Here is a 12,820-nt window from a genome sequence, read left to right on the forward strand (position 1 = left end):
TTCTAGAACTTCAGTTCGTCGTCGACGGGTGCGAAATAGGCCTCGACATCGGCGGCCGTCACCTGCTCCAGCGTCGGCGACCATTGCGGGTTGCGGTCCTTGTCGACCAGCTGGGCGCGGATGCCCTCGACCAGATCGTGCGAGCGCAACGACGCCGATGACACCCGGTAGTCCTGGGCCAGAACGTCTTCCAGCGTGTCAAGCTCGGCGGCGCGGCGCACGGCCTCCAACGTCACCGACAGCGCGATGGGGGAACGGGTGGCGATCAGATCCGCGGCGTCGTGGGCCGGACCGGCGTCATGGTGCCGTAGAGCGGCGATTATGTCGGAGATGGAGTCGCCGGCGTAACACTCGTCGATCCAGTCACGTTGCGCGGCAAGGTCACTGGGTGGCGGCTCGACGGCGTGGGTGGCGGTCGCCTGCTCGACGCCGACTTCGGCGATCGCGTCGCGCAGCGCGTCGAGCTTGTCGTGCGGCACGAAGTGGTCGGCGAAGCCCAAAGCGATCGCATCGGCCCCGGAGAACGGCGCGCCGGTCAGCGCGGCGTGCAGACCCAGCGATCCGGGTGCGCGCGAAAGCAGGTAGGCACCACCGACATCGGGGATGAAGCCGATGCCGACCTCGGGCATCGCCACCTTCGACGTCTCGGTCACCACCCGGGTGTTGGCGTGCGCGCCAGCCCCGACGCCGCCGCCCATCACGATCCCGTCCATCAACGAGACGTAGGGCTTCGGGAAGCGGCCGATCTGACCGTTCATCAGGTACTCGTCGTACCAGAACCGCCGTGCCTCAGCGCCGTCAGTGCGGGCGCTGTGATAGATCGCCACGACGTCGCCGCCGGCGCACAGGCCGCGCTCGCCGGCTCCGGAGAGCACCACGGCGCTGATCGCGGAATCCTGCTCCCAATCCGTCAGCATTGCGCGCAAGCAAGAGACCATGCTCTGGTTGAGCGAGTTGATCGCCTTGGGGCGGTTGAGCGTCAGATAACCGACGCCGTTGTCGATGCGGCTGAGAATGTCGTCGGATTCGTCCGTCACGCCCGCGGTCTCCCTCGGTGAATGGTCAATGAATACCTGGTCGAATGCTGGTCGGGGCCTGACAGGCAATCTAGATCGTTACCCCGGTCGGGATGCCCGCGGGTAAGGTTTATCTGGAGTAGGTACAGCCGCACTCTGATGTCGTCGCACATTGATCTACGTACATTGAATTAAAGGCCTCATCGGGAACCCGGCTGGACTACCGTTCGTTGATCAGTTGTTCGCACAGCTTTGAACCCACAGCTCACGAGAGGAACCGACGGTGCGGGAGACCAGTAACCCGGTATTTCGCTCGCTGCCCAAGCAGCGTGGCGGTTACGCGCAGTTCGGTAGCGGTGCCGCGAGCGCCGCGACCCAGATAGGGCAGCAGGCGGACCCCTATGCCCCGTACGTCGACCAGCGGGCAGGCGTTTCGCGCCCGCTGACGATCGACGACGTCGTCACCAAGACCGGGATCACCCTGGCGGTGCTGTCTGCCGTGGCGGTCGTCTCCTACTTCATGGTGCAGGCCAATCAGGCGCTGGCCACCCCGTTCACGTTCGTCGGCGCGTTTGGCGGCCTGGCGATGGTGATGATCGCGACGTTCGCCCGCAAGCAGGACAACCCGGCGATCGTGCTGACCTACGCGGCGCTCGAGGGCTTGTTCCTCGGCGCGATCTCGTTCCTGCTCGCCAACTTCTCGGTGTCGAGCACCAGCGCGGGCGCCATGATCGGGCAGGCCATCATGGGCACGCTCGGCGTGTTCGTCGGGATGCTCGTGGTCTACAAGACGGGTGCCATCCGGGTCACGCCCAAGTTCACCCGGATGCTGGTCGCGGGCATGTTCGGCGTGCTGGCCCTGATGCTGGGCAACCTGGTGCTGGGCATGTTCGGCGTCGGCGATGGTGAGGGCCTCGGCCTGCGCAGCGGCGGCCCGCTGGCGATCATCTTCTCGCTGGTCTGCATCGGTCTGGCAGCGTTCAGCTTCCTGATCGACTTCGACGCGGCCGACCAGATGATCCGCGCCGGTGCGCCGGAGAAAGCTGCGTGGGGTATCGCGCTGGGCCTGACCGTCACGCTGGTCTGGCTTTACATCGAGATCCTGCGCCTGCTGAGTTATCTGCAGAACGATTAGCTGTTGACATCAAAAAACCCGGCACGTGCAGCGTGCCGGGTTTTTTGATGTCAACAGCGCGTCAGCTCAGCCCGTTCTTGATGGCCGTGTCCTGCTTCTGGCCAAGTTCGGTGACGAAATCGGGTGGCGGCAGCATGTCGGGCGGGCCGACAAAGTTCAACGTGGTCAGCGCCCGGCCTTCGGTGAAGAGCAACATCATCACACCCTTGGCGCCGTCGGGCGAGTTGCCCGAGACCGTGCTACCAGCACTTCCCACGACGGCAGGTGCGGGTGTTCCGCGGACCGAATCACCCAGCTTTGCTTTCGCGGCCTCCAGTGCACTGGCCGCCGCAGCAGGATCGCCGAACACGAGGATGGTGTCGTGGATCTGGCGGGTCTTGTCATCGTTGCTGAACGTTGTCTGCACCCCGGCTTGGCCATTCGGGTTCGGTGTCACCGGATCTGCGGTGAAGGCCATGGGCGTGTCGATGTCTGTGGCCTTGATCAAGAGCCGGCTGTAGTCGGTGGACTGGGGTTTCGCCGAACTCGCCGGCGAGCTGCCGCCTGTCGTTGCCGCGGCTGAATTCGACGAATCCGCGGCCGACGTCGGCTTGCTGTGGCAACCGGAGGCCGAGACTGACGTGACTGCCACCGCGGCCGTCACCAGTGCAATTGTTCTCAGCGAAACGCTCATCGCGCCGCTCCATTCCTGGATGTGTAGGCCACCGAGTGTCGTCACGCACTCGGATGTAGGCCACCGGGCAGCTGGCAAACCGTAACCCAGCCCGGGCACTCGCACGCCCGAACTGCGTAGTTACGTGGGAAGCGTTGACTCTGCGCTGACGGCGTTCGCCACTCGCGCTTCTCCGCCACAGCCGCAGAGTCAACGCCGGTGTCGGAGCACACTGCCACCATGCTCGGATGATTCGCGATCGGCCGTTCATTGGCAGCGAGGCGCTTGCCGCCGGACGGCTCAGTCGGTATGGGCTGCGAACCTCGTACCGCGCCATCATGCCCAACGTCTATCTCGACAAGCGCGTACAGCCATCGCTGCGCCAGCGAACTGTGGGTGCCTGGCTCTGGTCTGATCGGGAGGCTGTGATCGCCGGCGCGGCAGCGTCTGCGATGCACGGAAGCAGATGGGTCGACGACGATGTGCCGATCGATTTGATCTGGCGCAACGCGCGACCACCTCGAGGCGTCGTCACACGTGACGACACGCTGTTGAGCGGCGAATTCGATCGTCGCGACGGTCTTTTTGTGACCACACCGGAACGCACTGCTTTCGATATCGGCAGGCGCGGAGCCGTGGGCCGTGCCATCGCGGGACTCGACGCCTTGGCTGCGGCCACCGATTTCAAAGTGCGCGACGTTCAGGAGTTGGCCGGCGAACACCGTCATACGCGTGGCCTGCGCCAATTGGAACGCGCGCTGGATCTGGTCGACGCCGGAGCTCAATCGCCCAAGGAAACCTGGCTGCGGCTCCAATTGATAAATGCTGGCTTCCCCAGGCCACGCACTCAAATCGCGGTAACGGGTGACGACGGCTTTCCCCGCTACTTCCTCGACATGGGTTGGGAGGACATCATGTTGGCGATCGAGTACGACGGTGGGCAGCACTGGACCGATCCGTGGCAGTACGCAAACGACGTGACGCGGCAGGAGTATTTGGCCCGCGTCGGCTGGACCGTCATCCGAGTCGTTTCACGACACTGCGCCCACGACGTCATCAGCCGCGTACGGGACATCTGGGATGCGTTGACTCTGCGCTGACGTCGCAACTGACTCGCACTTTTGCGCCATAGCCGCAGAGTCAACGCCGCAAACTCAGCTCAGCCGCTCGATGATCAGCGCCATACCCTGGCCGCCGCCGACGCACATGGTTTCCAGGCCGTACGTCTTGTCGTAGGTCTGCAGGTTGTTCAACAGCGTGGTGGTGATGCGGGCGCCGGTCATGCCGAACGGGTGACCCAACGCGATCGCGCCGCCGGACACGTTCAGCTTGTCCTCGTCGATGCCCAGCTCGCGGGCCGAGCCGACCACCTGCACGGCGAAGGCCTCGTTGATCTCGAACAGGTCGATGTCCTTGACCGACAGGCCGGCCCGCTGCAGCGCCTGCTTGCTCGCCTCGATCGGACCCAGGCCCATGATCTCCGGGGACAAGCCGCTGACCCCGGTGGCCACGATGCGGGCCAGCGGCGTGAGGCCGAGTTCTTTGGCCTTGGTGTCGCTGGTGATCACCACCGCGGCGGCGCCGTCGTTCAGTGGGCAGGCGTTACCTGCGGTCACCGTGCCGCCTGCCCGGAAGACCGGCTTGAGCTGGCTGATCTTCTCGTAGGTGGTGCCGGCGCGCGGGCCGTCGTCGGTGCTGACCGTGCTGCCGTCGGGCAGCGTAACCGGGACGATCTCACGCTCGAAGAACCCGCTCTTGATGGCTTCCTCGGCGCGGTTCTGGCTGCGGACACCCCAATGGTCCTGGTCTTCGCGGCTGACGCCGGTCAGCAGCGCGACGTTCTCCGCCGTCTGCCCCATCGCGATGTAGACGTCCGGAATGTTCCCGTCGCTGCGGGGATCGTGCCACTCGTCGGCACCGGCGGACGCGGCGACGGATCGCTCCTGTGCCGCGTCGAACACCGGGTTCTTGGTGTCCGGCCACGAGTCAGAGCTGCCTTTGCCAAACCGCGAGACGGTCTCCACACCCGCCGAGATGAACGCGTCTCCCTCGCCCGCCTTGATCGCGTGGAACGCCATCCGGGTGGTCTGCAGCGACGACGAACAGTAACGGTTGACGGTGGTGCCGGGCAGAAAGTCGTAGCCGAGCTCGACGGCAACCGCGCGGGCCAAGTTGAACCCAGCCTCGCCGGCCGGCTGGCCGCAACCCAAGATCAGGTCGTCGATCTGATGGGGGTTCAGCCCCGGCACCTTGTCCAGCGCGGCGCGCACCATCTGCGCCGCCAGGTCGTCGGGCCGCATGTCGACCAGCGACCCCTTCATTGCGCGCCCGATCGGCGAGCGGGCAGTTGAAACAATGACGGCTTCCGGCATCTCGGCTCCATCCGTGGGGGTGTGGTCTGGACCCGAATTTAGCCCGGCGACGATGCGGGCCGTTCAACGGCCTGCTGAGGAGCGGGGCAATCGGGTCCAGCCGGCGACGATGCGGGCCGTTCAACGGCCTGCTGAGGAGCTAGTCCGACGTGGTTGCGACGATCGGCGCGGGCACCCCGGTAGTGGGTCGACGCAACAGGCGCGACAGCAGTCGCAGCGTCGAATACCCCGGCCCCCCTTCGGTGTCCGTCGACGACGGGAGTGCGGGCACCGGCTGCCCGGCAACATCGCTGAGCGCCTGACACAGGGCGGGCAGGAGCTGGCTGGCGGCCAGCGCGTATCCGGCGGCCGACGGGTGGAACTGGTCATCGGACAGCATCAGATGGGGCGAATGCCGGAACTCGTCGTTGACCAGTGAGGCCAGCGGGACCGGAATGCCGCCGGCGCCCCGGACGGCGCCGGACTGCGCGCGGGCCAGCCGCAGGCCCAGGGTCCGAACGGTCCAGCGCAGCGGCTGCGGGATCGCCGTGACCACCCCGAAATCGGGACAGGTGGCGACAACGACCTCGGCGCCGCTGGCTTTCAGTCGCCGCACGGCCGCGCCTAGCCGTCGCGAAGAAGCGCCGATGCCGTTCAGCTTGGTGACGTCATTGGCGCCGATCAGGATGACGGCCGCATCCGGCGGCGGCCCGGCCACAAACATCGCGTCGACCTGCCCGGACAATCCTTTGGATGTGGCGCCGACGATCGCTTTGGTGCTCAGCCGGACGCGTTTGCCGCTCTGCTCGGCCAGCCCGCGGGCGATCAGCACCCCGGGGACCTCGTCGGCGCTACGGCAGCCGTAGCCGGTTGCCGTCGAATCGCCGAAGACCATCAGGTGCAGGTCGAAGGACATCCCGCGCTGCCAGCGCTCGACGGCTCCGCCGCCGGGGACATAGACACCGTCGGCCCGCGGCGGCACATCCCACGACTTCGGGATGACGCTGCGCGCCTTCTCGGCCTGGCTGATCAGCAGGTTTCGTGCCCCCACGTAGGCGGTGCCGGTCGATGCCAGCGCGCCTGCCGCGGCCAGCGCAGCCATCGAACCCCGCGGTGCGCGTCGTACCACGCGAACAGTTTATGTCGGCGATCGGCGGGCCTCCGGGACCCTGCCCTCGCGTGATCACGGGTCGGAGCAATGTTGGTATCGAATCAGACTCTTTGATTGTTGAAGTTCTTTAAAGTGTCAAGCTAAGTTCTCGAGGTTGGCTGAGCACCCCGCTGCCTCGTCGACAACGACTACAACGGCGTAGGAGTGTTGAGCATGACCGCACCGAGCAAAGTTTCGGGCTCGCCCCGGACCGCAGTTCGTGCCCGGGACGTGTTGCGGGCCCGCAGGTTTCCCGTCAACGACGGTGTGCCCGTCGAGGTCGTCGAGAGCGGTCCCAGCCTCCCCGGGATGATGGCCGCCTTGGCTTGCCGCCTCACAATCCGCCCGGCTCTCGGCGTGGTCAGCTACATCCCGCACGTCCCGTTCCCGTTCGGTATCCTCGACTTCGCCTGCCGGGCGTTGTTGCCCGGGCCCGGCACCGTCCGCAAGACCGTCGAGTTGCCGCACTGCGACGCTCAGTTGGTGCGCGCCCCCGGCGTGCTGCCGGCCGACGGCACCCGAAGGGTGGTGTTATACCTGCACGGCGGCGCCTTCTTGACCTGCGGGGTCAACTCGCACGGCCGCATCGTCAACGCGCTGTCCAAGTTCGCCGACGCTCCGGTGTTGGTGGTCAACTACCGGCTCATCCCGAAGCACTCGGTCGGCCAGGCGCTCGACGACTGTCACGACGCCTACTGCTGGCTGCGTCTGCGCGGGTATCAGCCGGATCAGATCGTGGTGGCCGGCGACTCGGCGGGAGGATACCTGGCTCTTGCTCTGGCGCAACGGCTTCAACAGGCGCACGAGGAGCCGGCGGCCCTGGTCGCGATCTCCCCGCTGCTGCAGCTGGCCAAGGAACCCAAGCAAACGCACCCGAACATCAAGACCGATGCGATGTTCCCCGCCAAGGCTTTTGACGCGTTGTTCACCTTGGTCGCCAAGTCTGCCCGCAAACATGTCGTCGACGGTGAGCCCGAACGGCTTTACGAGCCGCTGGATCACATCGAGCCGGGGTTGCCCCGCACCCTGATCCACGTGTCGGGATCGGAGGTCTTGCTGAACGACGCCAGGCTGGCCGCTCGCGCGCTGGCTGCGGCGGGCGTACCGACCGAGGTGCGGGTCTGGCCCGGCCAGATTCACGACTTCCAGCTGGCCGCGCCGATCGTGCCCGAGGCGGTCCGGTCGTTGCGGCAGATCGGCGAATACATTCGCGAGGCCACCGGCTAAGGCTGGAACCGGCGCGCAGAGGCAGCGTCGTACCTGAGACCATCTAGCCATGCGTATCGCGCAACACATCAGTGAGATCATCGGAAACACTCCACTGGTTCAGCTGAACTCGGTTGTGCCACCGGGCTCCGGACGGGTCGTCGCCAAGGTCGAATACCTCAACCCCGGACTGAGCAGCAAGGACCGGATCGCGGTCAAGATGATCGACGCCGCCGAGGCCGGCGGAGAGCTCAAGCCGGGCGGCACCATCGTCGAGCCGACGTCGGGTAACACCGGTGTCGGCCTCGCTCTGGTCGCTCAGCGCCGGGGCTACCGATGTGTGTTCGTCTGCCCGGACAAGGTCAGCGAGGACAAGCAGAACGTGCTGCGCGCCTACGGCGCTGAGGTGGTGGTGTGCCCGACAGCGGTGCCGCCCGACCATCCCGGCAGCTACTACAGCGTCTCCGACCGATTGGTCAGTGAGATCGACGGCGCGTGGAAGCCGGACCAGTACTCCAACCCGCAGGGCCCGGCCAGCCACTACGAGACCACCGGCCCGGAGATATGGGCCGACACCGATGGACAGGTCACCCACTTCGTCGCCGGCATCGGCACCGGGGGAACGATCACCGGCGCAGGCCGCTACCTCAAGGATGCGTCCGAGGGGCGGGTGAAGGTGGTCGGCGCCGACCCGGAGGGATCGGTGTATTCCGGTGGCACCGGGCGCCCCTATCTGGTGGAAGGCGTGGGCGAGGATTTCTGGCCGTCGGCCTACGACCCCGCGGTGCCCGACCGGATCATCGCAGTCACCGACTCCGACTCGTTCAACATGACCAGGCGGCTGGCCCGCGAAGAGGCCATGCTGGTCGGCGGCTCGTGCGGAATGGCTGTGGTGGCGGCGCTGCAAGTAGCCGAAGAAGCCGGGCCCGACGCGCTGGTCGTCGTGCTGCTGCCGGACGGCGGCCGCGGCTACCTGTCGAAGATCTTCAACGACGCCTGGATGTCGTCCTACGGCTTCCTGCGGACCAGACTGGACGGCTCGATCGAGCAACCCAGGGTCGGCGACGTGCTGCGCGGCAAGTCCGGGCACCTCCCCGATCTGGTGCACACCCACCCGTCGGAAACCGTGCGTGACGCGATCAGCATCCTGCGCGAATACGGGGTGTCGCAGATGCCCGTGGTGGGTGCCGAGCCGCCGGTGATGGCCGGCGAGGTCGCGGGCAGTGTCTCTGAGCGCGAACTACTTTCGGCCGTCTTCGAGGGCCGCGCCAACCTGGCCGACGCCGTCGGTCTGCACATGAGCCCGCCATTGCCGATCATCGGGGCCGGCGAACAGGTCAGCTCGCTGGCCAAGACCCTGCGGGACCTGGACGCCGTGATGGTCGTCGAGGAAGGCAAGCCGGTCGGGGTGATCACCCGGTATGACTTGCTGGGCTTCCTGTCCGACGGCGCATTACGTAAGTAGCCGGACCACTCGAACCTCACCGCGCAGAGAGAAAGCCGCTGATGACCGAACAAACCCCGTCGTCGTTCCCGCCGCCGCTGCCGGGCGCCGGAAACTATCCGCCGCCACCCCCGCCGTCGGGCGGATACGTGCCGCCGCCTCCTGGGCCGGTGCTGCGCGGGCTGACTCGGGACGAGTTCACCCCGTGGCTCAGCCGCGTGCTGGCCTACCTCATCGACCACGTGCCGCTGGTGCTGATCACGGGTGTCGGCTGGCTGGTGCTGGGCAACAGCACCACGTCGGCATGCGACGTCACCCCGAGCTCCGGCGAGCAGATCTGTTTCATCGGTCCTTCGACGGTTGGACTCACCGTGATGTGGATTGCGGTGCTGGTCGCGCTCGGCTACTTCGTCTGGAACCTCGGCTACCGTCAAGGCACCACCGGATCCAGCATCGGCAAGTCGGTGTTGGGGTTTCGGGTTGTCAGCGAAAACACCGGCAAGCCGGTCGGGTTCGGCCTGTCGCTGCTGCGCGAGCTCGCCCACGCGGTCGACGCGGCCATCTTCTACGTCGGCTACCTGTTTCCGCTTTGGGATGCCAAGCGCCAGACGCTGGCCGACAAGATGCTGGCCACGGTGTGCCTGCCGCTGAACCCGAAAGCCGACGGGTAAACCGGTTTACGGCCAGGTCTGGATGCGGCAGTTCGTAAACGTCCCGGGGTCGCAGATGAGCCCCGTTATCGGTGGGGGCGGAGGTGGCGGCGCATCGCCCTCCCAGATGGTCCGGGCGACGTTGCCCCCGCCTCCGACGTACCAATAGGTGTGACACACGTTCGCATCCCAGCGAACCGGATCCACCCGCAGGTTGCCGGTCTGCACCGGTGGATCGCCGGGGCACCAGCGACACGGGCCTTCTGGGTGATCCGGAGGACAACCAGGCCAGGACCGCGGGGCGGGGCCGGGACGGGCTTGGGCGGCACCCACACCGCCCATCCCGCCGACACCGCCCCACAGCAACGCGGTGGTCGCCAGGACCACACATAATCGCCTCATGTGCGTCATTCTGCTGGCCTACAGGCTCCGTGCGCGTGGGGTAACTGCCCTATTTTTGCGCTGAGATCACGGACACCACGGCAGAAAATAGAGCCCCAGCGCCGACGCGGGTGGCGGCGGTGGCGGCGCGTCGCCCTCGTGTGTGACGAACCAGTAGGTGTGGCACACCCTCGCATCCCAGCGGAGCCCGGACCGTCGGGGTGGTCCCTGAGATTCTGTGCCGCGACAAGGCCGATACGCCTCCGGCAAATGCCCTATTTACCGCCTCCGCCGCACCCGGCCGATCCTGCCGCGATGACTAGGCTGGTCGGCGATGAGCGACCAAGAACATTTCGCAAAAGCCGGACTGGCCACCAAAGCCATTCACGCCGGCTACCGGCCCGACTTGGCGACCGGTGCGGTGAACACGCCGATCTACGCCAGCAGCACCTTCGCCCAGGACGGTGTCGGCGGTCTGCGCGGCGGATTCGAGTACGCCCGCACCGGCAACCCGACCCGGGCCGCGCTGGAAGCGTCGCTGGCCGCCGTCGAGGACGGCCGCTTCGGCCGGGCCTTCAGCTCCGGCATGGCAGCCGGCGACTGTGTGCTGCGCGCGCTGCTGCGCCCCGGTGATCACGTGGTGATCCCCGACGACGCCTACGGCGGCACGTTCCGGCTCATCGACAAGGTGTTCAGCCAATGGGGTGTGCAGCACACCCCGGTTGCGCTGTCCGACCTCGATGCAGTGAACGCGGCGGTGACGCCGCAGACCCGGCTGATCTGGGTGGAGACGCCCACCAACCCGCTGCTGTCGATCGCCGACATCGTCGGGATCGCCAGAATCGGTAGCGATCACGGCGCAAAGGTGTTGGTGGACAATACTTTTGCCTCACCGGCGCTACAGCAGCCGCTGACGCTGGGTGCCGACATCGTGCTGCACTCGACGACGAAGTACATCGGCGGGCATTCCGACGTGGTGGGTGGGGCGCTGGTGACCAACGACGAGGAGTTGGACGCGGCGTTCGGGTTCCTGCAGAACGGCGCCGGCGGGGTGCCGGGGCCGTTCGACGCCTACCTGACCATGCGCGGCTTGAAGACGCTGGTGCTGAGGATGCAGCGGCATAGCGAAAACGCCGCTGCGGTAGCGCAATTCCTCGCCGGACACCCCTCGGTGGACACCGTGCTGTATCCGGGCCTGCCGACTCACCCCGGTCACCAGGTCGCCGCGCGGCAGATGCACGGGTTTGGCGGCATGGTGTCGGTGCGGATGAAGGGTGGACGCGCCGCGGCGCAGGCGTTGTGCGCCGACACCAAAGTGTTCATCCTCGCGGAGTCGCTCGGCGGGGTGGAGTCATTGATCGAGCACCCGGGCGCGATGACGCATGCGTCGACGGCCGGTTCCCAATTAGAGGTTCCCGACGACCTGGTGCGGCTGTCGGTCGGCATCGAGGACGTTGCTGACCTGATCGCCGATCTCGAGCAGGCGCTGGACTGAGCGTCGGCTCCGACTGTGCCTTCTTCGCGCCGATGGTGAATCCTGCGACGCGACACGCCGCTAGGGTGTCGAAGAATTCACGCTCGGCGCTGGCAATCAGGAGTGGTACGGCTCGGCGCTGACCAGCGTGACCTTGACGGTGTTGCCGTTGGGCACGGTGTAGCTGCGGGTCTCGCCCTCTTTGGCGTCGATCAGGGCGCCGCCCAGCGGTGAGGCGGGCGAGTACACCTCGAGCTTGCCGTCGTGGACGGCCTGCTCGCGGGTCCCGATCAGAAACGTCTCTGTGTCGGACTTGTCGCCGTCGTAGTAGACCTTGACCACCGAACCGGGCAGTGCGACGCCGGACTGCTTGGGCGCCTCGCCGACCTTCGCGTTGTTCAGCAGGTCTTGCAGCTGACGAATGCGGGCTTCCTGCTGGCCCTGCTCTTCGCGGGCCGCGTGGTAGCCGCCGTTTTCGCGCAGGTCGCCTTCTTCGCGCCGGTCGTTGATTTCGGCGGCGATGACCGGACGATTCGCGATCAGCTGATCGAGCTCGGCCTTGAGTCGATCGTGTGACTCCTGGGTCAACCAGGTCACCTGGGTGTCCGTCATCGTGTCGTGCTCCTCGTAGTGTCGGTTGGGCGGTATGCCGCCGCGGCAGGCTGTCGGTCGTGCTGCGGGCGGTCCCACCACGAGTACTGCCGACCTCAGTAGTCGGGTAGGCCCACTAGGCGGCCCATAGGGCCGTTAATGCAGCAATACACGGTTCCAGCCGGAACCGTGCATCGAACCAGCTTAGCATCGCCGCGACGGTGGTTGAGGGCATTTTCGCAGTTCGGCGTTTGCCGCCGGAGTTTGCCGGACCGGGAATTGTCAGGGGGCGCGCAGGTAGCCGGGCACATCGGTGCCGCAGCCGTAAATGTCGCCCATCACGGCCGGCTCGCTGGATTTAAGCACCGTCGTCACCTGCACGGTCGCCTGCGTTGACGGGGCAACCAGTACCTCGCGCCGGCCGGTTTCGCTGCCGTCTTTGGCGCGCACCCGCACAATGCAATCGACCGGGCGGGACGGGTCTTTTCGCGTCACGCTGATCGTTACTGACACCGTCCGGCTGTCGATCAGCTGGTAGCCGGCCAGCGTCCCCTCGACGTCGCTGCGGCCCATCCGCTGATAGGCGTTGGCGGCAAGGACGACACCGGCGACGGCGACTACGGCGGCGAGGATGGCGGCGCGGCGCCGCGACGGGCGCAGCGAGCGGCGGCGCCCGTAACGGGTCTGCGGTGGCGGAGGAGGAGCTTCGGTCATGATGTGTGGCGCTGGTGCCGGGTAATCGGGCGGCGTACAGGATGGAACTATAGGCC

13 protein-coding genes are annotated in these 12,820 nt (G+C 66.6%); 6 read left to right on the top strand and 7 right to left on the bottom strand.

All coding sequences use genetic code 11. The features are described 5' to 3' along the window. Nucleotides 1-2: 2 nt before the first annotated feature. Nucleotides 3-1,037 carry an enoyl-CoA hydratase/isomerase family protein gene (locus ACQY5A_RS13960; RefSeq protein ID WP_428340931.1) on the bottom strand — a complete coding sequence of 345 codons (1,035 nt, stop codon included), beginning with the start codon at nt 1,035-1,037 and terminating at the stop codon, nt 3-5. 262 nt (nt 1,038-1,299) lie between these two features. On the opposite strand from ACQY5A_RS13960, the gene ACQY5A_RS13965 reads away from it, so the two are divergent. After that, a complete protein-coding gene (locus tag ACQY5A_RS13965; RefSeq protein WP_428340932.1) occupies nt 1,300-2,151 on the top strand; it encodes a Bax inhibitor-1/YccA family protein in 852 nt (283 codons plus the stop codon). A 61-nt stretch (nt 2,152-2,212) separates the two neighbouring features. Here ACQY5A_RS13965 and ACQY5A_RS13970 read toward each other — a convergent pair whose 3' ends face one another. Then, the gene (locus tag ACQY5A_RS13970; RefSeq protein ID WP_428340933.1) at nt 2,213-2,824 is read right to left on the bottom strand and encodes a hypothetical protein; all 612 of its coding nucleotides are present in this window, start codon (nt 2,822-2,824) and stop codon (nt 2,213-2,215) included. A 227-nt stretch (nt 2,825-3,051) separates the two neighbouring features. On the opposite strand from ACQY5A_RS13970, the gene ACQY5A_RS13975 reads away from it, so the two are divergent. Continuing rightward, entirely contained in the window at nt 3,052-3,903 is an 852-nt protein-coding gene (locus ACQY5A_RS13975) for a DUF559 domain-containing protein (protein ID WP_428340934.1), read from the top strand. A 54-nt stretch (nt 3,904-3,957) separates the two neighbouring features. Here ACQY5A_RS13975 and ACQY5A_RS13980 read toward each other — a convergent pair whose 3' ends face one another. Together ACQY5A_RS13980 and ACQY5A_RS13985 are read right to left on the bottom strand one after the other, a co-directional pair. Next, nucleotides 3,958-5,175: an acetyl-CoA C-acetyltransferase gene (locus tag ACQY5A_RS13980; protein ID WP_428340935.1), complete on the bottom strand. Its 1,218-nt coding sequence runs from the start codon at nt 5,173-5,175 to the stop codon at nt 3,958-3,960. 139 nt (nt 5,176-5,314) lie between these two features. After that, nucleotides 5,315-6,256: an SGNH/GDSL hydrolase family protein gene (locus ACQY5A_RS13985; RefSeq protein WP_428341512.1), complete on the bottom strand. Its 942-nt coding sequence runs from the start codon at nt 6,254-6,256 to the stop codon at nt 5,315-5,317. 222 nt (nt 6,257-6,478) lie between these two features. Here ACQY5A_RS13985 and ACQY5A_RS13990 point away from each other — a divergent pair, with 222 nt between their 5' ends. Genes ACQY5A_RS13990 through ACQY5A_RS14000 form a run of 3 tightly spaced genes read left to right on the top strand, consistent with a single transcriptional unit; the run spans nt 6,479 to nt 9,625 of the window. Next, entirely contained in the window at nt 6,479-7,531 is a 1,053-nt protein-coding gene (locus ACQY5A_RS13990) for an alpha/beta hydrolase fold domain-containing protein (protein WP_428340936.1), read from the top strand. 49 nt (nt 7,532-7,580) lie between these two features. Then, complete coding sequence (locus tag ACQY5A_RS13995; RefSeq protein ID WP_428340937.1) at nt 7,581-8,975, top strand: cystathionine beta-synthase; 1,395 nt, start codon at nt 7,581-7,583, stop codon at nt 8,973-8,975. A gap of 41 nt (nt 8,976-9,016) precedes the next feature. Beyond that, nucleotides 9,017-9,625, top strand: coding sequence for an RDD family protein (locus ACQY5A_RS14000; RefSeq protein ID WP_428340938.1), 609 nt, complete (start codon nt 9,017-9,019; stop codon nt 9,623-9,625). A gap of 6 nt (nt 9,626-9,631) precedes the next feature. Here the strand turns inward: ACQY5A_RS14000 and ACQY5A_RS14005 are convergent, their stop codons facing one another. Continuing rightward, nucleotides 9,632-10,006 carry a hypothetical protein gene (locus ACQY5A_RS14005; RefSeq protein ID WP_428340939.1) on the bottom strand — a complete coding sequence of 125 codons (375 nt, stop codon included), beginning with the start codon at nt 10,004-10,006 and terminating at the stop codon, nt 9,632-9,634. Nucleotides 10,007-10,319: 313 nt separating this feature from the next. Between ACQY5A_RS14005 and ACQY5A_RS14010 the strand changes: the two genes are divergently transcribed. Beyond that, nucleotides 10,320-11,480 carry a cystathionine gamma-synthase gene (locus tag ACQY5A_RS14010; RefSeq protein ID WP_428340940.1) on the top strand — a complete coding sequence of 387 codons (1,161 nt, stop codon included), beginning with the start codon at nt 10,320-10,322 and terminating at the stop codon, nt 11,478-11,480. Nucleotides 11,481-11,576: 96 nt separating this feature from the next. On the opposite strand, the gene greA is transcribed toward ACQY5A_RS14010, so the two are convergent. Together greA and ACQY5A_RS14020 are read right to left on the bottom strand one after the other, a co-directional pair. Next, a complete protein-coding gene (gene greA, locus ACQY5A_RS14015) occupies nt 11,577-12,071 on the bottom strand; it encodes a transcription elongation factor GreA (RefSeq protein WP_285190814.1) in 495 nt (164 codons plus the stop codon). Nucleotides 12,072-12,332: 261 nt separating this feature from the next. After that, nucleotides 12,333-12,764, bottom strand: coding sequence for a DUF4307 domain-containing protein (locus ACQY5A_RS14020; RefSeq protein ID WP_428340941.1), 432 nt, complete (start codon nt 12,762-12,764; stop codon nt 12,333-12,335). Nucleotides 12,765-12,820: the final 56 nt, after the last annotated feature.

The sequence above is a fragment of the Mycobacterium sp. genome (genome assembly GCF_965277065.1).
Lineage (GTDB): Bacteria > Actinomycetota > Actinomycetes > Mycobacteriales > Mycobacteriaceae > Mycobacterium.

Excerpts from the sequence above, each read along its gene's own strand:
- ACQY5A_RS13975 (WP_428340934.1), top strand. The coding sequence starts at position 3,052 with ATGATTCGCGATCGGCCGTTCATTGGCAGCGAGGCGCTTGCCGCCGGA.
- ACQY5A_RS13985 (WP_428341512.1), bottom strand. The coding sequence starts at position 6,256 with ATGGCTGCGCTGGCCGCGGCAGGCGCGCTGGCATCGACCGGCACCGCC.
- ACQY5A_RS13970 (WP_428340933.1), bottom strand. The coding sequence starts at position 2,824 with ATGAGCGTTTCGCTGAGAACAATTGCACTGGTGACGGCCGCGGTGGCA.
- ACQY5A_RS14020 (WP_428340941.1), bottom strand. The coding sequence starts at position 12,764 with ATGACCGAAGCTCCTCCTCCGCCACCGCAGACCCGTTACGGGCGCCGC.
- ACQY5A_RS14005 (WP_428340939.1), bottom strand. The coding sequence starts at position 10,006 with ATGAGGCGATTATGTGTGGTCCTGGCGACCACCGCGTTGCTGTGGGGC.
- ACQY5A_RS13990 (WP_428340936.1), top strand. The coding sequence starts at position 6,479 with ATGACCGCACCGAGCAAAGTTTCGGGCTCGCCCCGGACCGCAGTTCGT.
- ACQY5A_RS13995 (WP_428340937.1), top strand. The coding sequence starts at position 7,581 with ATGCGTATCGCGCAACACATCAGTGAGATCATCGGAAACACTCCACTG.
- ACQY5A_RS14010 (WP_428340940.1), top strand. The coding sequence starts at position 10,320 with ATGAGCGACCAAGAACATTTCGCAAAAGCCGGACTGGCCACCAAAGCC.
- ACQY5A_RS14000 (WP_428340938.1), top strand. The coding sequence starts at position 9,017 with ATGACCGAACAAACCCCGTCGTCGTTCCCGCCGCCGCTGCCGGGCGCC.
- greA (WP_285190814.1), bottom strand. The coding sequence starts at position 12,071 with ATGACGGACACCCAGGTGACCTGGTTGACCCAGGAGTCACACGATCGA.
- ACQY5A_RS13980 (WP_428340935.1), bottom strand. The coding sequence starts at position 5,175 with ATGCCGGAAGCCGTCATTGTTTCAACTGCCCGCTCGCCGATCGGGCGC.